Below are 20,964 nucleotides of genomic sequence, written 5' to 3' on the forward strand. Positions count from 1 at the left end.
GTTCGTCTCCTTGATCTTAGGGTTTAAGCGAAATCAGCAGCGAAAGCGTCCAAAGCAGCTTTGATCTTTGCTTCCGCGTCACCTTTGATCTTTGGATCTTCTTTGGTGATGAACTCAAGCACGTCAGTTGCGTTTGTACGCAGGTGCTTCAGCAAACCAGCCTCAAAGCGGCCAACATCTTTGACGGCAACTTTGTCCAAGTAACCTTTGGTACCAGCGTAGATAACGCAAACGATCTCAGCGTTGGTCAGCGGTGCGTACTGTGGCTGTTTCATCAGCTCAGTCAGACGGGCACCACGGTTCAGCAACTGCTGTGTCGCGGCATCAAGATCGGAACCAAACTGCGCAAACGCAGCCATTTCACGGTACTGAGCAAGCTCAAGTTTAACTGGACCAGCAACAGATTTCATAGAGTTCGTCTGCGCAGCAGAACCAACACGAGAAACTGAAAGACCAGTGTTCACCGCAGGGCGGATACCTTGGTAGAACAGTTCTGTTTCCAAGAAGATCTGACCATCAGTGATCGAGATCACGTTGGTTGGAATAAACGCGGAAACGTCACCACCTTGGGTTTCGATGATCGGCAGCGCGGTCAAAGAACCAGAACCGTTGTCTTCGTTCAGTTTACAAGAACGCTCGAGCAGACGGGAGTGAAGGTAGAAAACGTCACCTGGGTAAGCTTCACGTCCTGGTGGACGGCGCAGAAGCAGGGACATTTGACGGTAAGACACAGCTTGCTTGGACAAATCATCATAGATGATCAGCGCGTGACGGCCAGCGTCGCGGAAGTGCTCTGCCATTGCTGTCGCAGCGTATGGTGCAAGGAACTGCATTGGTGCAGGATCAGAAGCTGTCGCAGCAACAACGATTGAATATTCAATCGCGCCTGACTCTTCGAGCTTTTTAACTAGCTGAGCAACTGTCGAGCGCTTTTGACCAACAGCAACGTACACACAGTACAGCTTGTCTGAGTCGCTTGCAGCAGCGTCGTTGTAAGACTTTTGGTTCAGGATCGTATCAAGTGCGATCGCTGTTTTACCTGTCTGACGGTCACCAATGATCAGTTCGCGCTGGCCACGGCCAACTGGGATCATGGAGTCAACAGATTTCAGACCAGTCGCCATCGGCTCGTGAACCGATTTACGTGGAATGATGCCCGGTGCTTTGGAATCAGCAACTGCGCGCTTTTTCGTTTTGATTGGACCTTTGCCGTCCAATGGGTTGCCAAGACCGTCAACAACGCGGCCCAGCAGTTCGTCACCAACAGGCACGTCCACGATGGACTTGGTGCGCTTAACGGTGTCGCCTTCTTTAATGTCACGGTCGGAACCGAAGATAACAACACCAACGTTGTCAGATTCAAGGTTCAAGGCCATCCCGCGGATACCACCGGGGAATTCAACCATTTCACCGGCTTGAACGTTATCAAGGCCGTAAACGCGGGCGATACCATCACCAACGCTTAGTACCCGGCCAACTTCGGCCACTTCGGCTTCCTGACCGAAGTTTTTGATCTGGTCCTTAAGGATCGCAGAGATTTCAGACGCTTGGATCGCCATTTATCCGACCTCTTTCATAGTGTTCTGGAGTGCGTTGAGCTTGGAGGCGATCGACGTATCGATCATCTTAGAGCCCACTTTTACAATAAGACCGCCAATGATTGACTCATCGACGGTTTCTTTGATGGTGACAGATTTGCCCACTTGGGCAGTGAGTGTTTTGGCTAGCTTATCAGCTTGCGCTTTTGTCAGCTTTTTCGCTGCTGTGACTTCTGCAGTCACTTCGCCGCGCTCTTCAGCCAACATGTCTTGCAGCACTTTCAGCAACTGCGGCAACACAAACAAACGACGCTTGCTCGCGAGCAGGGACATTACGTTGCTTGTTGTCGCAGACAATTTCATTTTCTTAGCAACAGCATCAACTGCTGCACCCTGCTGTTCGCGGCTATACAGCGGCGATGTCAGCAACGTGCGCAAATCGGCGCTGTCGGAGATTGCAGTTTCCAAAGCAGCTACGTCAGTTTCTAGCGCTTTGATGGCCTTGCCTTCTTTGGCAAGGTCAAACACTGCGGTCGCATAACGCGATGCAATGCTTGTGGAGATACCAGCAGTTTCGGACACGTCCACCCTTCCGATGTCTTAGGCCCAGATCACCGTCCAACAACGGACAGCAAACAGGCAACTTGTTTGGCCCCCGTGGATCACGAAAGCGTCAAAATCCTGCGCGATGTAGCAGAGCAACTATGTTGTCGCAAGCACCCTGCACGGTTAATCCACAGCATATCAGACCCTATATGCATTTGTGTCACCATTTTTCTGCATACAATCAGCGTACTTCGAATTTGGCACGGCAAAGAAAAAGGGCGCGGCCAATTATGGCCACGCCCTCGAATCTTACTTTTGTGTCGATGCCCTTAGAAAAGGTCGTGCCAAACGGTCCCGTCATAACAGCGCAATTTCAGCGCTGAAGAATCGAAATAGATGTCACCAGTTTCGGGATTAGCGGGCGCCGCACCCGGCGTCACATGCAGCAATTGGTTGATACGCACCCGTCCATCAGCGCTATCAATCCCAATGGCCGATGCCCAGCTTGCCCCGTCTGCACTGACTTTAATGCTGAAATCATCACTACCAGACAGTCCCATCTCGGCCCGGCCAGACCAACCGCTTTGGTAGAGCAGTGAAGCCGTATCAGCGCGCCCCGCTTTATTGATTTTCACCTGATGCCCAGCCCCCGCGTTATTAAGCAATGTTGCATCGCTCGACACGGCCAATCGGTTGGTCGTGTCGGCGGTCGCATTCACCCCAACCATCGGTAAATTCTGGGTTTCAGCAGCCGCGCCCTTGGTCACCCACTGACCACCATTCAACACCTGTAATTCACCGATATCGCGGACCCATGCCAGCCAGCCATCGCGAGGCGCGACAAATAGCCACCCCCCACCCCGCCACGTTGCAATCAGACCATCCTGCCCCACCCAGTCGCCCGTCGAACCGACGCCCAGCGCCCAAGCTTGGCCTTCGGCTGGAGCCGATGGCGGTGCAATCGCCGTGCTTGATTCCAAGGTGAGCTGCACCACCATATCAAGCAGCTCGATCGCCTCGTTATGAGTGACATGTTTTTGCGCCTGCGCAGGCATGATGAACGGCAAGGACAGATTTGGAGTTTGATCGGACATGGGAACAATCGCGCCTTTCGGGAAATGTGAAATCCAGCGCAGTATTGCGGCCACAGCGTAAATGATCCCTACACCCACCGTACGACGGTTAACGCGTCGTTAAGACCTCTCCGGCACCAACGTAGCTAACGAATCACTACGCGGCATCGGAGGCTGTTAATGGTTAAACGTGCGTTGATTACCGGGATCACCGGCCAAGACGGGTCGTATCTGGCCGAACTACTGCTTGAAAAAGGGTACGTGGTGCACGGGATCAAGCGGCGCGCGTCGCAGTTCAACACCGCCCGCGTCGATCACATCTACCAAGACCCACAAACAGACGACGCCCGGTTCATCCTGCATTATGGTGATCTGACCGACAGTTCGAACCTGACCCGCATCATCGCGCAGGTGCAACCGGACGAGGTTTATAACCTCGGCGCACAATCCCACGTCTCGGTTAGCTTTGAAGCGCCCGAATACACCGCTGATGTGGACGCAATGGGTACGCTCAGACTTCTCGAAGCAATCCGTTTTCTCGGGCTAGAAAAGAAGACGCGGTTCTATCAGGCATCAACATCCGAACTATATGGCCAAGTGCGCGAAAGCCCCCAAACGGAACAGACCCCGTTCCATCCACGCAGCCCTTACGGCGTTGCAAAGATGTTCGCCTACTGGACCTGCGTGAATTACCGCGAGGCTTATGGGATGTTTGCCTGCAACGGGATCTTGTTTAACCACGAAAGCCCCCGCCGTGGCGAAACCTTTGTGACCCGCAAGATCACACGCGGGCTAGCCAACGTCGCGATGGGCCTTCAAGACTGCCTTTACATGGGCAACATCGACGCCCAGCGCGACTGGGGGCACGCCAAAGATTATGTACGCGCGCAATGGATGATGCTGCAGCAAGACACCGCAGAGGATTACGTGATCGCCACCGGAATCCAGCATTCTGTCCGCGACTTTATCCGTTGGAGCGCGGCAGAGTTGGGACTGCAATTAGCATTTAAAGGGCAAGGCATTCACGAAACGGCGACCGTGACAGCCGTAACTAGCGACTGCGCCGCGTCGGTCAAACCCGGTGACGTAATCATGCGAATCGACCCACGCTATTTCCGGCCCGCCGAAGTGGACACATTGCTAGGCGATCCAACAAAGGCACAGGCGCAGCTAGGGTGGTCGCCGCAAATCACAGCGCAACAGATGTGCGCTGAAATGGTGGCCGAAGACCTAAAAACAGCACGACGTCACGCGCTACTGCGGGAACACGGCCTAAGCCTACCCATCACGGTCGAGGCATAACATGCGTATTTATGTAGCCGGTCACACCGGCATGGTCGGCAGCGCAATTGTCCGACAGCTACAAAAGGAAGCAAAGCACGAAGTCATCACCGCCCCCCGTGCTCAAGTAGACCTAACCGACCAAAGCGCTTTGCGTCAGTTTCTAGAACGCGAACGCCCAGATGCCGTCATCCTTGCAGCCGCACGTGTTGGCGGCATTATGGCAAACAGCACCTATCCAGCACAGTTCATCTACGAAAACATGATGATGGCGGCAAATGTGATTCATCAGTCCCACGCCGCGGGAATCGACAAACTACTGTTCCTTGGGTCGTCATGCATTTACCCGCGCGAAGCTGCCCAACCGATAACTGAAGCCGCATTGTTAACTGGTCCGCTCGAACCCACTAACGAACCCTACGCAATTGCGAAAATCGCCGGGATCAAGCTGTGCGAAAGCTATAACCGGCAGTACGGTACTGACTACCGGTCCATCATGCCAACAAACCTATATGGCCCGGGCGACAACTTTCACCCGCAAAACGCGCATGTCTTGCCCGCATTGATCGCACGCTTCCAATCCGCAGTTCAAAACAACAATGACAGCGTAATCATCTGGGGAACCGGCACCCCAAAACGAGAATTCCTGCACGTGGACGACATGGCAGAGGCTGCTCTGTTTGTGATGAATTTAGAGCAACACGCATGCGCCAACGCCACGCTACCAATTCAAAGCCACATCAACGTCGGAACAGGCCAAGACATAACCATCAGCGCCTTAGCCCATATGATCGGCGAGATCGCAGGATTTCGCGGGAATATCCACTTTGACACCACAAAGCCCGACGGAACAAAACGCAAGTTGCTCGATACCCTGCGGATTTCCAAATTAGGCTGGAAACCAAAGATCCAACTGCACGAAGGCATTCAGGCTACATTTGCATGGTACTTACAACAGGTGAAACTTGATCGCGGACTGAGGTTTGCCTGATGGAAGATGCAACGATCACGCCAGTTATTCTATGCGGTGGTTCAGGTACGCGGCTCTGGCCATTGTCACGCAAAAGCTATCCGAAGCAGTTCGCACCGATCATCGGGTCACAAAGCTTATTTCAAGCAAGCGCCCAACGCTTGCACGGACCAAGGTACCGACAACCAGTTATCATTACAGCCGATGATTTTCGTTTTATTGTCGTCCAACAACTAAAGGAAATTGGTGCAAACCCAGACGCGGTTCTTATTGAACCTGCCGGAAAAGATACCGGACCTGCTGTCTTAGCGGCAGCCATTCATTTGGCAAAAACCGATCCTGATGGGTTCATGCTTGTTGCACCATCTGATCACGTAATCCCAGACGACGCCGCGTTTGAGATATCGGTTACTGCAGCAATCCCAGCTGCACGCGCCGGCCAACTTGTTACATTTGGAATTACCCCAGATCGACCTGAAACAGGTTATGGATACCTCAAGGTAGACGGCGCCATCCAAAATGAATCTGCACCACTGCAATTAAGCGAATTTGTAGAAAAACCTGATGCCGAGCGAGCAGCAAAGATGCTGTCAGACGGTCGCTACCTTTGGAATGCGGGGATATACCTGTTCTCCGTCAAGGCGATTTTGACAGCATATTGCGCGACGGCACCTGAGATGTACGCTTTCGTACAATCAGCTATCGACGAAGCGACAACGGATCTAGGTTTTCTTCGGCTCGCGCCAGAACCTTGGCATCAAGTCGCCGCAATTTCGATCGACTATGCTGTCATGGAGAAAGTCTGCAACCTATCGGTTGTGCCCTATGATGGCGGCTGGTCCGATCTTGGAGATTGGGCTTCGGTTTGGCGCGAAACCGAAAAGGACGGTCTGTCACTATCGGGCCCGGCAACTTCGATTGACTGTCAAAACACGCTGCTTCGGTCAGAAGTCGAAAGCCAAGCCATCGTAGGCATTGGGCTAGAAAATATTGTCGCTATTGCAACGCCTGACGCCGTCCTTGTCACACACAAGGATCGCAGCCAAGATGTCAAAAAAGCAGTTAGTATTCTTATAGATAAAGCCTCTCCACAGGCCGAAAGCTTCCCAAAGGATCACAGACCGTGGGGTTGGTTCGAAAGCCTTGCGACAGGTGACAGGTTTCAGGTCAAACGGATAGTCGTGAACCCCGGTGCGGCCCTTTCCCTGCAATCCCATCACCATCGTGCAGAACATTGGATCGTCGTCCAAGGCACAGCTAAAGTCACCGTTGATGATGATGTTCAGCTGATCTCAGAGAACCAGTCAATCTATGTGCCATTGGGCGCCAAGCATCGGTTAGAAAACCCTGGCAAACTGCATATGGTTCTGATCGAAGTCCAAACAGGCGGGTACCTAGGTGAAGACGACATCGTGCGCTACGAAGACGTCTATGCACGGAGCTAATCCGCACGTTTGCGCAACTCGCACCTGATGCGTTTGACTCACTCCGACCGTTTGTAGAGATTGCATTCAAATTTCGATGCCGCGCACCGAATTTCGCCATAGTTTGGCGCAATAACGCGAGCGCGATGTCACAAGGCTCGAGCAAAAGAGACTTCAAGAATGCCTCAAATTACGACGAACTCGGTCAATTCTACCACCTCAGATCTTGCCTTAAGCGCATACCGGATACTGGATCTCGCATCCGGGCCAGTCGGGACTCTCGACAGCGGGACCCAACGCGCGGATACAGACGAGCCAATCACAGTCTATTTTGTACCGGATGGATCGCGACGCGATAATGTCACGTCAGAAGGCTGGACGGCATACGAACGCGAACAGTTTATGGCGGCGCTCGCCTCTATATCCGCTGTAGCCAACGTCACTTTTGTCGAAACATCTAATCAATACGCCGACTTCCAAGTTGTGAAAGACGAAGACGAACTATACGCCGAATCTGGCGACACACTGCTGGGATACTTTTATTATCCCTTCTACGACTATTCTAGCGAAGGCGTATTTAACGGGCGCGGGCTTGGCTGGGATACGAACGGGCTTCAGCCCGGTGGCCTTGGATACTCAACCATAATCCACGAAGCACTACATGGCTTGGGGCTCGCACACCCGCATGACGGCGATTCCATACTACCTGGATTGGACCCATCAGACCGCGACTACCCATTCTATTACTATGGTGATTATGGGCTAAATCAGAGCGTCTATACCGTCATGTCCTATAATTCTGGCTATAACGGCTCGCCCTCTAACAGCTATGATTATGGCGAGGCGATGGGCCCTATGGCATTGGATATCGCTGCCCTGCAAGCACTATACGGCGCGAACACCACCCATGCCAGCGGCAACGATAATTATGAACTTCCGGGCAGCAATAGTGCCAATAGCGGAACTGGCTGGCTGGCAATTTGGGATACCGGAGGCGAGGATACCATTAGCTATAGTGGCACCAGCGCTGTAACAATTGATCTGCGCCCGGCCACGTTGCAATACGAGGTCGGCGGTGGCGGTTTCATTTCCGCGGCAGATGGCATCGCTGGGGGTTACACCATTGCTAATGGGGTCATCATCGAAAACGCGACGGGTGGCTCTGGCAACGACAATCTGATCGGGAACGACGTCGCAAACACGCTAACCGGAAACAACGGTAGTGATGATTTATCCGGCAAGGACGGCGACGACGTGTTAAATGGTGGCAATGGGCGCGACAACTTGTTTGGCGGTGCTGGTAACGATGAACTAAACGGCGGCAACGGAAACGACACCGCGCGCGGTGGGATAGGTGCAGACCAAATCAACGGCGGAGCAAACGATGACACCCTCCACGGAGATTCTGGCTCGGACACAATTGAAGCAACTGCGGGCACCAATAACCTATACGGCGGCAGCGGATACGACACACTGACCGGCGGGTCAGGCGTGGACACCATATTCGGTGGCAGCGGTAATGATGTCATCCTTGGCGGTGGTGGCAATGATCAGTTGCATGGCGGGCGCGGCGACGACTCTATCAACGGCGGAAACGGCGATGACGCTATCAGCGGCGACATGGGCCAAGACACGCTGACTGGCGGAGCTGGTGCTGATACATTTATCTTTACTTCAGCCAGTGACAGCTGGGCCACCAGCGCAGACACCATCAACGACTTTGAGGTTGGAATAGACGCCATTGACCTATCTGGGATCAACGCCGATCTATCAGCCACGGATGCGCTTGTGCTATCTGACGACGGGGTCGACACAAGGATTGAAATTGATCGCGATCTGGATGGCACTGCCGAAATGGTCATCCTCGTGATAGGCACTACGGGCCTAACAACAGGAGACTTCATTCTCTAATGCGTGTACTTGTAACAGGGGGCGCCGGCTACATTGGCAGCCATACTCTTCTTGAGCTGATGGCCCAAGGGCATGAAGTTTGTGTTCTTGATAACTATTCGAATGCCACCCCTGAGGTGTTGAACCGCGTGCGCAGCTTGTCGAATGGCACGGTAACCGATTTTACAGGTGACGTCCGTGATCCACAGATGCTGGACCGTGTTATGCAAGAATTTCGTCCTGACGCGGTCATCCACTTCGCGGGTCTCAAGGCCGTTGGCGAAAGCGAAGAAAAGCCACTTCTGTATTACGACGTCAACGTTGGTGGCACGCTTGCCCTGCTTCACGCAATGGATCGTGTCGGGTGCAAAAACATCATCTTCTCATCCTCGGCCACGGTTTACGGTGAGCCCGTTTACCTGCCCTATGACGAGGCCCACCCAACTGCGCCGATGTCGGTCTATGGCCAATCCAAATTGATGGCAGAAAATATCCTGACGAATTGGGCGAAGGCCACCGCCGATACTTCCGCCGTCTTGCTGCGTTACTTCAACCCTGTTGGTGCACATCATTCTGCGAAGATCGGGGAAGACCCAAAGGATATTCCAAACAATCTAATGCCGTTCATCGCGCAGGTCGCCGTCGGCAAACGGGACGCGCTGACAGTGTTTGGCGACGACTATGATACGCCAGATGGCACAGGGTTGCGCGATTACATCCACGTTGTTGACTTGGCCCGCGCACATGTTGCCGCGTTGAACTATGCTAGCAAATCATCAGGTGCACGCCCATTCAACATCGGCACCGGCCAAAGCTACAGCGTACGTGACATGGTGGCCGCCTTTGAACGTGCCTGCGGTCATCCGATTGCTACCAAACAAGCAGCACGCCGCGCAGGTGATATTGCAGCGATGCAAGCAGATGCATCACGCGCCGCGGCCGAACTTGGCTGGAAGGCTGAACATGGGCTGGACGATATGACGGCTAGCACCTGGGCTTGGCAGTCGGCCAACCCGAATGGATACGACGAACCCTGAAAATATATAGGCTTCTCGCCCGATATGGTACGAGAAGCCCGCAGACACCTAACTAAACGTATTCACACTAACCTTTGCCCTAGCCTCTACTACCCCTGAGTCGTCGAAGCGAGTCTGTGTGTATTGGCACAATTGTACTTTTGGTCAGGTCAAAGCGAGACATTTCATCGACCGAGATGCTGACTGACGATCCCCAAAGCATCAGAAAGCGTCGATTGCGCAAGTATTACGCTGTCTGCTTCGACATACAGTCGAAGCTCTGGCGCGTTCCCAGAGGGCCGCAGGTGAACGATTCGACCATCCTGAAGCGATATACGCAAGCCATCCGTCAGATCGACACCATCCGCTTCACCACCCAAATCAGCGAGAAAAGCAGCCCGAACCGTTGCATCTTTAGTCAGTTGTTGGACCAAAGCCTGCGTATCCTCGGTAGGGACATCCTGCAACCGATCTGCGGCGGTAAAGCGTGCCGGTAGCTGTGCCACGAGGCCAGAAACGGATGTCGCGCGCGCTGCAGCCAAGACCGCAATGATCGGTAAAACGGCATCACGGGTCATTAACGGCGGCAAACCACCGTTGGGCCCGGCCGCTGCAAACCCAAGAAGGAACCCACCATTCGCCTCATAGCCAACAGTATCACCCGGCGTTTCTTCCATGCCTGCGATGACAAAAGGCGAGCCGATCTTTGTCCGAACAACCTTGCTAAAACACGGCATTCGATCAACACCAGTGTTCGACGACACAGGCGTAACCACGTTTTCTGCGCCCAAAACCTGCGCTGTGATTTGTCCCAAAATATCGCCGGGAATGACTTCACCATTGGCATCTGCAAGCAGCGGGCGATCCCCATCGCCGTCCGTCGAAACAATCGCAGCGCATTCGTGTTCCTTTGCCCATTGACGCAACTGCGCACTTAGGGCCGGGGCAACGGCCTCGGTGTCGACCGGAATAAAGGTATCTGACCAACCAAGCGTGACAACCTGTGCGCCAAGCGCCTTTAGCAATTCCTCCAGTCCTGAACGACCGACAGCGCTATGAGCATAAACCCCGATACGCATCCCGGTCAGTGCTTCGCCATACGCGTGGGTATAACGCGCAAGGTAATTCGCACCCACTGCGGAATCATCTCGTATAACCCCAGCCGCACCTGACAGTTGCTTGCCAAGGGACGCCACAATCGCCGCTTCGTGAGCCTTCGTAATCTCACCTTCAGGGGTATAAAACTTTAGCCCGTTGCGATCGGCAGGAATATGGCTGCCAGTTATCATCACTGCTGCAGCGCCAGCTTCCATCGCTGCGAGCGCCAACGCCGGAGTCGGAACCGCGCCGCACATTGTAACGTCAAGGCCAGCCTCTTGCGCTGATCGCGCAACGATCACCGCGATATCGGGCGAAGACGGGCGCAAGTCATGCCCAATGAACAACCCAGTACCGACAGGACATGAAGCGATGAAAGCCGTGACATGGCGATCAATGCATTCTGGTGTCAGTTCAGTGACCAAACCGCGTAAGCCGCTAGTACCAAATTTGGGTGGCATTTTGATTTCCTGCCTATTGGGATAACCAACCCTACCTTTGCCTAGTCCAATCCCACAAGCGGGTCGTTCAACTAAAATTCGCTGTGGTTTTGAACCAATTGCAGACAAAGGTTCACTGTCGCGCCACAATTGGGCCATCCGGCCGGCGATTCCGCAGATCACCGTCCCCCTAGACGACTGTTTCAGGTCCTGGGGGGGACCACACATGTCAGACATTACGCTTGTAACTTACCTCGTTTCTGAGGACGAATTCGCTTATTCTCACGTCGCCGATTTGGCCTTGGTGCAAGTCGAAGGATCACAGATTCTTTATAGCACCACTGGCCCTGATGGCGTGATAAGAGGCTGGAACATCAGTGGTGAAATACCTTTGCTGATCGAAGACTTCGCGTTTGAAGGAGCCCCGGTGCTGGGTGGCACCACATCACTCGCTACGCTGAACACTGGTGGTGTCATTTCTATGATAAGCAGCGGTGGTCCAGAAGGTGGAATTCAGATCACCACGCTTACCAACGAAGGCGAATTTGGCGCGGGCACCTTTGTTGCCGACCTCACCTTCTCCGGTATCCAAAACTTCACGACGGTGACTTTGAAAACGGGCGGGCAAGTGATCTACGGCGGGTTAGCGGCCAGCCAAGGCATTGGACAAATCACATTCGATGCTAACGGAGCAGTCGTTGCAAACACGACCACTGTCGGACCCGCGGGCAGCTTTACCGATCAAATCTCCGCAACGGCATATGCTAATGTGGAGGGTCAACAATTCCTTCTAACGACAAGCATTACAGGCGACGGTGTTGCGAGCTGGAAAATAGACGATGACGGGACGCTGTTCCCTGCAGAAAACCTTGGCGTTGATCAAGGTCTGTGGATCGACACGCCGACCGTCATGCAAACCGCTGTAGTCGGCGGCCAAACCTACATCCTGCTTGGTGCGGCAGAAAGCGGCAGCATAACTGTCCTGCAGTTGAACGCTGACGGGAACATGATCATCAAAGATCACGTCCTTGATACACTAGATACGCGGTTCAACGGTATCAGCGCGCTTGAGGTGATCCATCACAACGGGCAAACCTTTGTTATCGCAGGCGGTAGCGATGACGGGATCACGATCTTTACACTGCTTGAGGGCGGACAATTGCTGCCCCGCGCCCATATCGCTGACACCACTGAAATGGGGTTGGACAACATCAGTGCAATCGCGGTGGCTAGCAACGGCAATGCGCTGGATGTTTACGTTACAAGCAGCAGCGAAATTGGCATCACCAAACTGCGCTATGACACCGGAAGTAAAGGGATCACTACGACTGCTACCATTGCTGGCGGTTCGCTTTTTGGCTCTATCGAAGCGGATATCCTAAGTGGCTATGACGGAGACGATGTGATCGACAGTAGTGCTGGCGACGATATTTTACGGGACGGCCGAGGCACCGACACTATGACGGGTGGCATGGGGGCGGATGTATTTATTCTTTCCGTCGACGGTCAAAGTGACACAATCACCGATTTCACCTTAGGCGAGGATACGATCGATCTTTCTCGATGGCCAATGCTTCGTGACGTTAGCCAGTTGACCATGAAAATGCTGCCGGAAGGCGTGGAGATCGGGTACGGGGATGAAATTCTGGTCGTCCTTAGCTCTGATGGCGCACCCATAGATTATCGTCAGTTTACCAATAGCGATCTTATTGGGATCACGCGGATTCCACAGAACACGACACCAGGCTATCCCGGTCCAGCAACGCCGCCACCTGATCTAACACCGCCGCCTATAGCCCAGGACACATCACCGAATAATATGATGGCGGGCGTCGGGCTGATTGCGAATGAAAACTCGGTCGATCTACACGCGGCCTTTGGAGAAGCAAGCGATCAAGAACCCACTACCCCGAATCCAGAAGGCGAAGTGATTCTTGGGCAAGCCGGCGCTGACACACTGTCCGGTGGTGCTGGTTCTGACGTGATTATCGCAGGTGCGGGGAATGACGTACTCAACGGCGGCGAAGGAGCTGACACCTTGCTTGGCCGCGATGGAAACGACCGAATACTTGGCAATGAAGGTGCTGATATATTGATCGGGGGTGCTGGTGCCGACACTCTGCTGGGCGGAAGTGGCCAAGATATACTTCGCGGTGGTTCTGGTAACGATATCATTGACGGAGGTGCGGGGAACGACGTGCTGTTTGGCGGTGCAGGGGCCGATGAATTCATTTTTAGCGGCGGGCACGATGTCATCACTGACTACACCCAAGGCGAAGATTATATCACGCTAACAGCCGCGGTTTGGATCGGGCTGACGTCTGCCGAAGATTTATTGATGATGTATGGTCGCCTAGAAGGAACCCAGATGACCATTGATTTCGGTGATGGCGACACGCTGGTGATCGAAAACATAACCGATCCCAGCGCGCTCGCCCACGATATCGACTTATTCTAAGCCAATCATTTCGCCAGCGACGCGATTGACTGGCCCAATCCAAATACGGTGAGTGCAGGCCCAAGGACGCTTTCAGTGCCATAGATCAAGTCATCGTCTTGGATAAAAAACTTACCCGCAGAGAACAGCCCATCTGCCGAAGTCAGGTCAATTGTGAACACAACGCGTTCTTGCGCCGGCCCACTTGCATCTTGCCGCACGGCGGACGCGTCGTATTCGCGCATGATAAGAATGCCCTTAGGGTTCGCAGTGCCATCACTGACGCCGCCGATTATAGATAAGGCCTCCAATGCAGATAGGTGTTGATCAGTGATTTCATGCACTGCTTCTGAACCTGTCGCACCCAAAGACAGAAACTTACGCTCGTCACCGATAATTCTGACACGATCACCACCACGCATGGTCGTATTCTGCGCTGGCTCCTCTAATAGGCGGTCCAACGAAATACCATATGTCCGGCCATTTCTGATCAGGCGGACCTGCGGGTTCAACAGCGAAGGATCGGCACCACCTGCCATTGATAATAGTTCTAGAATTTTGAAATTCCGGTCCGGCAATTCGTATAGGCCCGGCGCAGCAAAACCTGACATGAGGTTTGCCATATTCTGACGCCCCGGCTTAACAATCAGCTGTACTTGCGCTGATGGAATCGTCTTACTTAGCTCTTCTTCGATCCGTGCGCGCGCTGTCATCGACGACATACCGGAGACCTGCATATCACCAATATAGGGTACAAAAATACGTCCGGTCGAGCCAACTTGGGTTTCTTGCAGTGGCGTGACGCGTTGGCCGGCACCCGCCAAAAGCGAATTTTCTTCGGCGTCCCAGATCGTCAACTGGACTGTATCGCCGGGTGCAATGATCAGTGATGCTGGTTGTTCTTGGCTGGGTATCCACGAAAATGACTGAATGTCAGGGTTCGGCCAAGAATTGATGATGGGAAGTGTTTCTCGCGTGACTTCGAAAACTTCGAAATCATATACCGCTTCTTCGCCTTCTTCGCGACTGCCGGCATTTGATGCCGCCAGCACCTCGGATTGGAAACCCGCACCGCGTGGCAGACTACAGCCTGCAACTAGAAAACAGAGTCCTAGTAGTAAGAAACGCTGAAAAGTGAAACGCATGCTCTCTCCATCAAACGACCGCCATACACCGATGACGGTATCCATTTTCCACCACAATTACCCTAAATAATCGTGAATGGAGAGACTCTGCAATTTTGAAAATCAAAATAGTGACAAATTGGTTTTAACAAAGGGACAAAAGCAAGGGAACGCGAACATCCCCTTGCCGAAACAATTCAGCCTTCGACAGCCGCAATCACGGCGTCATATGTCTCGCAAAGTGGTGCCAATTCAGCAGACGCTTTGGCGACAGACATACTTTCTTGAAACTCGCTAACCACTGCAAACATGCGATCAGGGTCATCTTGACCGATGATCTGGATTGCCTCTTTTGCTTGCGCAACTTTGGCATCAACAACCTCTGCAGTGCATTCTTCTGACGCATAAGCCGCCGATGACGCGCACACAACAATCGCAGTAAAAAGTGCCTCGATTTTCATAGGTTACATCCCTTTTTGTTAGAGCAACTTGTGGCTCGAGGTCGATGTAACGAAAGAATTTCGAGATTCTAATGCGTATAATTATTTACCGTATTTTCATGCCAGAATCCGCTTACACGGGGCAGAAAGTTGCCGATCAGGTCGTTTAAAAATCGACGGCGATGCCTTTTCTTTCCCAATCGCCAAAGCGCACTGGTTCAGGTCCATCGCGTCCCCCCAATTCTGTCGGCAGGCCCTGCGCTTTGTCGTTCTTGCGGCGTTCTTCTGCCTCGGCAAGCGCGCGCTGGGCTGGCGTAGACTGGTCTTTGTCTTGATCGGGCATTTGGACTCTCCTTGTCGGCGGCATGGCTTTGATATACGCCGCTGGCACCCAGCATCAAGAGATACCCCATGAATCAAACAGGTTTGCCTGCCCGACGCACCGCGCATCATCTATTGATGCAGATCACGACCGAAGGTCGCCTGATGGCAGAATTGATCGCTGGCGGCGCCTTGAACCAGCTAGCGAATGATGACCGCGCTCGCGCACAGCGCCTTGCGACCGACGCATTGCGTGGGTTGGACCGTGCCGACCGGATGCTAAAGCCATACCTGAAAAAGACCCCACCAGATCACGTGATGAATGCGCTTCGCCTTGGGGTTATCGAACTGTGCGGTGGCGAAGCGGCGCATGGCGTCGTGAACGCCTATGTTGAAATCGTGGGGCGGAACAAACGCACGCAAGCGATGAAGGGCCTGACAAACGCGGTCCTGCGTAAGATCGCGGCTGAAGGCCCCGAGGGCTGGGAAAAGCGTGCAGTACCGCTGACACCCGGTTGGCTACGCCAGCCGCTGGTGGCGGCATGGGGACGCGAGGCGGTTGTTGGCATGGAAGCAGCACACTTTAGTGGCGCTCCACTTGATCTAACAGCAAAGACAGATGCCGACGCTGTAGCCAAGGCAACTGGCGGCACCGTTCTGCCAACGGGTTCCGTACGTATCACAAACGCTGGTCAGGTGACGTCGTTGCCCGGATATGATGCGGGCGAATGGTGGGTCCAAGATGCTGCCGCAGCTATTCCAGTAAAACTGTTGGGTGACGTGAAAGGCCTTAAGGCTCTCGACCTTTGTGCAGCACCCGGCGGCAAAGCAATGCAATTGGCTGCAGCAGGGGCAGATGTCACCGCTGTAGATTTGTCCGAGCGACGCATGGAACGGGTTCAAGAGAATCTAACGCGCGTCGGCCTGAAGGCCCGCACCGTCGTTAGCGATGCATTTGCGTTTGAGGAATCTGGTTTTGACGCGATCTTGTTGGACGCGCCTTGTTCAGCCACCGGAACTATTCGTCGGCACCCTGACCTGCCCTACGCTAAAGACGGATCAGAGTTTGGCGCATTGATTGATCAACAAGAAACGATGATTGATCACGCGCTAGGCTTGTTGAAACCGGGCGGGCGGCTGGTGTTCTGTACATGTTCTTTGTTACCCGACGAAGGCGAAGTGCAAGTCGAGGAAGCTCTCTCGCGCCATTCAGACCTGACGGTTGACACCGAGGCACTGAACGCCCCCGGGATTGAACCAGAATGGATCACCGAAGAAGGCGGGCTCCGTCTGCGCCCTGATTACTGGTCTGACCTTGGTGGAATGGACGGGTTCTATATGGCCGTTCTACAAAAAGCAGAATAGCAATTCATAAGGCCCGAATTTTTCAAACGACTTCATAGCCTTGGCGGGTCCACGCTTAGGCTAAGAAGTTTTAGTGACTTAACGGCAATCATTTCCTATCCTGCGCTCAATAACAATTGGCCGAGGCAGCGCAGAATTGGCAAAAGCGACCACATGGCGGGATCGCCGGACGACATTTATGAACCGGGTGCATGCCCGGCGTGCAGCGTTTTCTGATACAGTACCGAGCTTCGTAACACCGCCCGAACCGCGCACAATTGGTGCCGTCGGCCGTGGACGTCAGTTAATTACTGGCAACTTTCTTTTCTCGGGTCTTTTTGTCGAAGGGCCCAACCTTTCGATCTGGGACATCGCCCGCGATAACCCAAATGTAATGGACGAAATCCACGGATGTGCGTGGATGGATGACCTTGTTGCCGTGGGCGACGAAAAGGCGCGAACCCGCGCCCAAAAGTGGGTTTATGACTGGATCGATCGCTATGGCGACGGGCGCAACGCCGGATGGACACCCGATGTTGTCGGGCGCAGGCTGACCCGTTGGATCAATCACGGGCTGTTCATCTTACGTGGCCAAGATCAACCTGCAACGGACCAGTTCATGCGCTCTTTGGGTCAGCAGACACTGTTCGTATCGCGGCGCTGGGTTGCTGCCCCGCATGGGCTGCCCCGGTTCGAAGCATTGGCAGGGCTGATTTACGCAGGGCTGATGCTCAAAGGTATGGATCGCTACGTGGATAACGCAGTGAAAGCGCTATCCGCTGAGTGTTCGTCCGAAATCGCTGGCGGGGCGATAGCGACGCGCAACCCAGAAGAGCTGCTAGAAATCCTGACGCTTCTAAACCTGTCTGTACAAACGCTGTCTGCGGCACAGCGGCGTGTGCCGCGTGGTATCTCTGACGCGGTTGAAAGGATTGTGCCAACGCTACGCGCTCTTCGTCATAGCGACGGTAGTCTTACCCGGTTTCATGGGGGCGGTTCGGGGCTGGAGGGGTGGCTGGACCAAGCCTTTGCCGATGCAGGTGTCAAAACGCCGCCTGATGCGGGTCTACACATGGGGTTTGCAAAATTAACAGGTGGGCGAACGTCATTGATTGTGGACGCAGCACCACCACCAACAGGCAGCGCGTCATCAAAAGGACACGCGAGTACGCTCGGGTTTGAGTTGAACTCTGGCCGCCGCCCGATCATCGTGAATAGTGGATCAGGGGCTCGGTTTGGAACCGAATGGCGGCGCGCAAGTCGCGCAACGGCAAGCCATTCAACGCTCGGTTTGGACGGCGTATCGTCATCGCAGCTTAATACCGAAGACGAACAGCTGAGTAATACCCCGACCATCGTACGTTATAACGCGCCCACCATCGAAGGCGGCCGTCGGATAGAGTTATCTCAGAATGGATATCAAGCCAGCCATGGCCTGACCCATGCCCGGATATTGCAATTGTCTGTCGATGGTCGGCAGCTCACTTGCGAAGACCTGCTGACAACGCTTGATGAACAAGACAACGCACAATTCGATGCAACTCGAGGCGTCGAAGGTATTGCCTATAAAATCCGCTTCCATCTGCATCCAGATGTGGCCGCCACGGTTGATCGCCAAAATGTGTACCTTGCACTGAAATCAGGCGAAACATGGGTGTTTTCTCATGATGGTGCCGCCGAACTGTCGATTATCCCCTCAGTTTACCTACAAAATGGTCGATTAAGGCCACTTGGCACGCATCAAGTGGTTTTATCTGGGCGCGCGATGTCCTATGCGACACGCGTCCGTTGGTCGCTGGCCAAGGCGCAAGATACGCCGACTGCCCTGCGTGATCTTGTCCAGACCGATCTTGTGGACGACGTGGAATATACACCTGGGGACTTTGAATGACCGACCTTGCACCACTGCGCCGCGCGCTTCTTTCTGTATCCGACAAAACTGGACTTGTTGATCTTGCGCGCGCGCTTGCTGATCGCGGCGTTGAATTGCTGTCCACTGGCGGCTCTGCCCAAGCATTGCGCGATGCAGGACTAGAAGTTCGCGATGTGGCCGATGTCACTGGCTTCCCAGAAATGATGGACGGCCGCGTGAAAACGCTGCACCCCGTTGTTCACGGTGGCCTGCTGGCCCGCCGCGACCTAGACGGACACCGCGATGCGATGGTCGAACATAACATCGGCCCAATCGATCTGTTGGTCGTGAACCTGTACCCTTTTGAAGAAACCGTAGCCAAAGGCGGCGATTACGCGGCCTGCATCGAAAACATCGACATTGGCGGCCCAGCGATGATCCGTTCTGCTGCGAAAAACCACGCGTTTGTCACTGTTGTGACTGATGTCGAAGATTACGACGCGGTTCTGGCAGAGCTAGACGCGAATGACGGTCAAACAACGATGGCCCTGCGCCAACGTCTTGCCCAAACCGCCTATGCACGTACAGCTGCGTATGACACTGCCGTTAGCACTTGGATGGCTGGCGCGATTGGCCAGAATGAGCCACGTCGTCGTTCGTTCAGCGGCACATTCAAGCAAACCATGCGCTACGGCGAAAACAGCCACCAGTCTGCTGCGTTCTACACCGACGGCACAAACCGCCCCGGCGTTGCGACCGCTGTTGTGCACCAAGGTAAAGCTCTGTCGTATAACAACATCAACGACACAGACGCTGCGTTTGAATTGGTAGCAGAATTCGACCCTGCGGACGGCCCAGCCGTTGCGATCATCAAGCACGCAAACCCTTGCGGCGTAGCACGTGGTGCTACCTTGCTTGAGGCATATAAGAACGCGTTCGATTGCGACCGGACCTCGGCCTTTGGTGGGATCGTCGCGTTGAACCAGCCGCTGGACGAAGAAACAGCCAAGGCAATCGTCGAAATCTTTACCGAAGTCGTGATCGCCCCCGGTGCATCAGACGAGGCCAAAGCTGTATTCGCCGCCAAGAAAAACCTGCGCCTGCTGACGACAGAGGCCCTGCCTGACCCCAAAGAGCCCATCACCACATACCGTCAGGTTGCTGGCGGCATGTTGGTTCAGGACAAAGACACCGGTTACGTTGGCATGGACGACCTGAAAGTTGTGACCAAAGTCGCACCGACTGACGAACAAATGGCTGACCTGCTGTTCGCATGGAAGGTCGCAAAGCACGTCAAATCCAACGCAATTGTCTATGTCAAAGACAAGGCGACAGTGGGCGTAGGCGCTGGCCAAATGTCACGTCTGGATTCCGCACTGATTGCGGCAAAGAAAGCAGAGCGTATGGCAGAAGCCATGGAACTGCCGCAGCCGCTGACCATTGGTTCGGCTGTTGCGTCTGACGCGTTCTTCCCATTCGCTGATGGTCTGCTAGAGGCAGCTGCCGCTGGTGCGACATGTGTGATCCAGCCGGGTGGTTCAATGCGCGACGACGAAGTTATCGCTGCTGCTGACGAAGCCGGGATCGCGATGGTCTTTACCGGCATGCGCCACTTTAAACACTAAGGTGCGGATATGCGTCTAACTTTCTGGACCGGGCTATGGGTGCTGCTGCTGGATCAAGCCAGCAAATACTACGTGGTGCATTGGCTTGGTCTGGGAAATCCCGGGCGGGGCAAGATCGAGGTCTTCCCGCCCTACCTTGAATTCCAGATGGCTTGGAATCGTGGGGTCAACTTTGGCTTGTTTTCCGGTTTCGACATGCGCTGGGTTCTTATTGGGCTTGCGGTCGTCATCTCGGCCGCAGTCCTTTGGTGGCTGCGTAAAAACGGTGGATCGAAGTGGGTCTACATGTCGGCGGGTTTTCTGATTGGTGGTGCAATCGGTAACGTCGTTGACCGGATTTTCTATGGCGCAGTCGCCGATTTCCTGAACATGTCGTGCTGTGGTTTCAATAACCCCTATTCCTTCAACATCGCTGATGTCGCGATCTTTATTGGGGCCGTCGGCCTTGCGTTTTTGGGCGAAGATCACAAATCCAGCCCCAAGAAGAAGAGCGCGTGACGTCGCCACGGGCTTAGGCTACACAGAGCGCGATACTTTCAATGGGT

The 20,964-nt window shown here is 54.0% G+C and carries 17 protein-coding genes; 10 read left to right on the top strand and 7 right to left on the bottom strand.

Going from position 1 to position 20,964, the window contains the following annotated elements; all coding sequences use genetic code 11:
• Positions 1–23 precede the first annotated feature (23 nt).
• From atpA to ACHUEV_RS08160, 3 genes are all read right to left on the bottom strand, one after another.
• Positions 24–1,559, bottom strand: a complete 1,536-nt coding sequence (gene atpA / locus ACHUEV_RS08150) for a F0F1 ATP synthase subunit alpha (protein WP_394178754.1) — start codon at positions 1,557–1,559, stop codon at positions 24–26.
• A complete protein-coding gene (locus tag ACHUEV_RS08155; RefSeq protein ID WP_394178756.1) occupies positions 1,560–2,120 on the bottom strand; it encodes a F0F1 ATP synthase subunit delta in 561 nt (186 codons plus the stop codon).
• A gap of 293 nt (positions 2,121–2,413) precedes the next feature.
• Positions 2,414–3,178 (bottom strand): DUF2793 domain-containing protein, encoded by a 765-nt coding sequence (locus ACHUEV_RS08160; protein ID WP_394178758.1) that lies wholly within the window; start codon positions 3,176–3,178, stop codon positions 2,414–2,416.
• Positions 3,179–3,337: 159 nt separating this feature from the next.
• Between ACHUEV_RS08160 and gmd the strand changes: the two genes are divergently transcribed.
• The 5 genes from gmd (at position 3,338) to galE (ending at position 9,759) form a co-directional block, all read left to right on the top strand.
• Positions 3,338–4,459, top strand: a complete 1,122-nt coding sequence (gene gmd, locus ACHUEV_RS08165; RefSeq protein ID WP_394178760.1) for a GDP-mannose 4,6-dehydratase — start codon at positions 3,338–3,340, stop codon at positions 4,457–4,459.
• Position 4,460: 1 nt separating this feature from the next.
• On the top strand, positions 4,461–5,429 hold the full coding sequence (gene fcl / locus ACHUEV_RS08170) for a GDP-L-fucose synthase (RefSeq protein WP_394178762.1): 969 nt from the start codon (positions 4,461–4,463) through the stop codon (positions 5,427–5,429).
• Positions 5,429–6,853 (top strand): mannose-1-phosphate guanylyltransferase/mannose-6-phosphate isomerase, encoded by a 1,425-nt coding sequence (locus ACHUEV_RS08175; RefSeq protein WP_394178764.1) that lies wholly within the window; start codon positions 5,429–5,431, stop codon positions 6,851–6,853. The genes fcl and ACHUEV_RS08175 overlap by 1 nt, the downstream gene beginning before the upstream one ends.
• Before the next feature lie 159 nt (positions 6,854–7,012).
• On the top strand, positions 7,013–8,743 hold the full coding sequence (locus ACHUEV_RS08180; RefSeq protein WP_394178766.1) for a M10 family metallopeptidase C-terminal domain-containing protein: 1,731 nt from the start codon (positions 7,013–7,015) through the stop codon (positions 8,741–8,743).
• On the top strand, positions 8,743–9,759 hold the full coding sequence (gene galE / locus ACHUEV_RS08185; protein WP_394178768.1) for a UDP-glucose 4-epimerase GalE: 1,017 nt from the start codon (positions 8,743–8,745) through the stop codon (positions 9,757–9,759). The genes ACHUEV_RS08180 and galE overlap by 1 nt, the downstream gene beginning before the upstream one ends.
• A 164-nt stretch (positions 9,760–9,923) precedes the next feature.
• Here the strand turns inward: galE and ACHUEV_RS08190 are convergent, their stop codons facing one another.
• Positions 9,924–11,297, bottom strand: a complete 1,374-nt coding sequence (locus ACHUEV_RS08190) for a phosphomannomutase (RefSeq protein ID WP_394178770.1) — start codon at positions 11,295–11,297, stop codon at positions 9,924–9,926.
• A gap of 205 nt (positions 11,298–11,502) precedes the next feature.
• Here ACHUEV_RS08190 and ACHUEV_RS08195 point away from each other — a divergent pair, with 205 nt between their 5' ends.
• A complete protein-coding gene (locus tag ACHUEV_RS08195; RefSeq protein WP_394178772.1) occupies positions 11,503–13,734 on the top strand; it encodes a calcium-binding protein in 2,232 nt (743 codons plus the stop codon).
• Positions 13,735–13,739: 5 nt separating this feature from the next.
• Here ACHUEV_RS08195 and ACHUEV_RS08200 read toward each other — a convergent pair whose 3' ends face one another.
• The 3 genes from ACHUEV_RS08200 to ACHUEV_RS08210 all read right to left on the bottom strand — a co-directional run bounded on the left by ACHUEV_RS08200 (position 13,740) and on the right by ACHUEV_RS08210 (position 15,620).
• On the bottom strand, positions 13,740–14,858 hold the full coding sequence (locus ACHUEV_RS08200; protein WP_394178774.1) for a polysaccharide biosynthesis/export family protein: 1,119 nt from the start codon (positions 14,856–14,858) through the stop codon (positions 13,740–13,742).
• Positions 14,859–15,034: 176 nt separating this feature from the next.
• A complete protein-coding gene (locus ACHUEV_RS08205) occupies positions 15,035–15,298 on the bottom strand; it encodes a hypothetical protein (RefSeq protein WP_394178776.1) in 264 nt (87 codons plus the stop codon).
• 145 nt (positions 15,299–15,443) lie between these two features.
• Complete coding sequence (locus ACHUEV_RS08210) at positions 15,444–15,620, bottom strand: DUF1674 domain-containing protein (protein ID WP_394178778.1); 177 nt, start codon at positions 15,618–15,620, stop codon at positions 15,444–15,446.
• Between the two features lie 68 nt (positions 15,621–15,688).
• Between ACHUEV_RS08210 and ACHUEV_RS08215 the strand changes: the two genes are divergently transcribed.
• The 4 genes from ACHUEV_RS08215 (at position 15,689) to lspA (ending at position 20,917) form a co-directional block, all read left to right on the top strand.
• Entirely contained in the window at positions 15,689–16,963 is a 1,275-nt protein-coding gene (locus ACHUEV_RS08215; RefSeq protein ID WP_394178780.1) for an RsmB/NOP family class I SAM-dependent RNA methyltransferase, read from the top strand.
• A gap of 136 nt (positions 16,964–17,099) precedes the next feature.
• The gene (locus ACHUEV_RS08220) at positions 17,100–18,833 is read left to right on the top strand and encodes a heparinase II/III family protein (RefSeq protein WP_394178782.1); all 1,734 of its coding nucleotides are present in this window, start codon (positions 17,100–17,102) and stop codon (positions 18,831–18,833) included.
• Positions 18,830–20,419, top strand: coding sequence for a bifunctional phosphoribosylaminoimidazolecarboxamide formyltransferase/IMP cyclohydrolase (gene purH, locus ACHUEV_RS08225; RefSeq protein ID WP_394178784.1), 1,590 nt, complete (start codon positions 18,830–18,832; stop codon positions 20,417–20,419). The genes ACHUEV_RS08220 and purH overlap by 4 nt, the downstream gene beginning before the upstream one ends.
• Positions 20,420–20,428: 9 nt before the next feature.
• Positions 20,429–20,917 (top strand): signal peptidase II, encoded by a 489-nt coding sequence (lspA, locus tag ACHUEV_RS08230; protein ID WP_394178786.1) that lies wholly within the window; start codon positions 20,429–20,431, stop codon positions 20,915–20,917.
• The last annotated feature ends 47 nt before the right edge of the window (positions 20,918–20,964 follow it).

It is taken from the genome of Yoonia maritima (assembly GCF_043641945.1).
GTDB lineage: Bacteria > Pseudomonadota > Alphaproteobacteria > Rhodobacterales > Rhodobacteraceae > Yoonia > Yoonia maritima_B.

Coding starts and splice junctions, on each gene's coding strand:
- atpA (WP_394178754.1), bottom strand. CDS start 1,559: ATGGCGATCCAAGCGTCTGAAATCTCTGCGATCCTTAAGGACCAGATC.
- ACHUEV_RS08160 (WP_394178758.1), bottom strand. CDS start 3,178: ATGTCCGATCAAACTCCAAATCTGTCCTTGCCGTTCATCATGCCTGCG.
- gmd (WP_394178760.1), top strand. CDS start 3,338: ATGGTTAAACGTGCGTTGATTACCGGGATCACCGGCCAAGACGGGTCG.
- fcl (WP_394178762.1), top strand. CDS start 4,461: ATGCGTATTTATGTAGCCGGTCACACCGGCATGGTCGGCAGCGCAATT.
- ACHUEV_RS08175 (WP_394178764.1), top strand. CDS start 5,429: ATGGAAGATGCAACGATCACGCCAGTTATTCTATGCGGTGGTTCAGGT.
- ACHUEV_RS08180 (WP_394178766.1), top strand. CDS start 7,013: ATGCCTCAAATTACGACGAACTCGGTCAATTCTACCACCTCAGATCTT.
- galE (WP_394178768.1), top strand. CDS start 8,743: ATGCGTGTACTTGTAACAGGGGGCGCCGGCTACATTGGCAGCCATACT.
- ACHUEV_RS08190 (WP_394178770.1), bottom strand. CDS start 11,297: ATGCCACCCAAATTTGGTACTAGCGGCTTACGCGGTTTGGTCACTGAA.
- ACHUEV_RS08195 (WP_394178772.1), top strand. CDS start 11,503: ATGTCAGACATTACGCTTGTAACTTACCTCGTTTCTGAGGACGAATTC.
- ACHUEV_RS08200 (WP_394178774.1), bottom strand. CDS start 14,858: ATGCGTTTCACTTTTCAGCGTTTCTTACTACTAGGACTCTGTTTTCTA.
- ACHUEV_RS08205 (WP_394178776.1), bottom strand. CDS start 15,298: ATGAAAATCGAGGCACTTTTTACTGCGATTGTTGTGTGCGCGTCATCG.
- ACHUEV_RS08210 (WP_394178778.1), bottom strand. CDS start 15,620: ATGCCCGATCAAGACAAAGACCAGTCTACGCCAGCCCAGCGCGCGCTT.
- ACHUEV_RS08215 (WP_394178780.1), top strand. CDS start 15,689: ATGAATCAAACAGGTTTGCCTGCCCGACGCACCGCGCATCATCTATTG.
- purH (WP_394178784.1), top strand. CDS start 18,830: ATGACCGACCTTGCACCACTGCGCCGCGCGCTTCTTTCTGTATCCGAC.
- lspA (WP_394178786.1), top strand. CDS start 20,429: ATGCGTCTAACTTTCTGGACCGGGCTATGGGTGCTGCTGCTGGATCAA.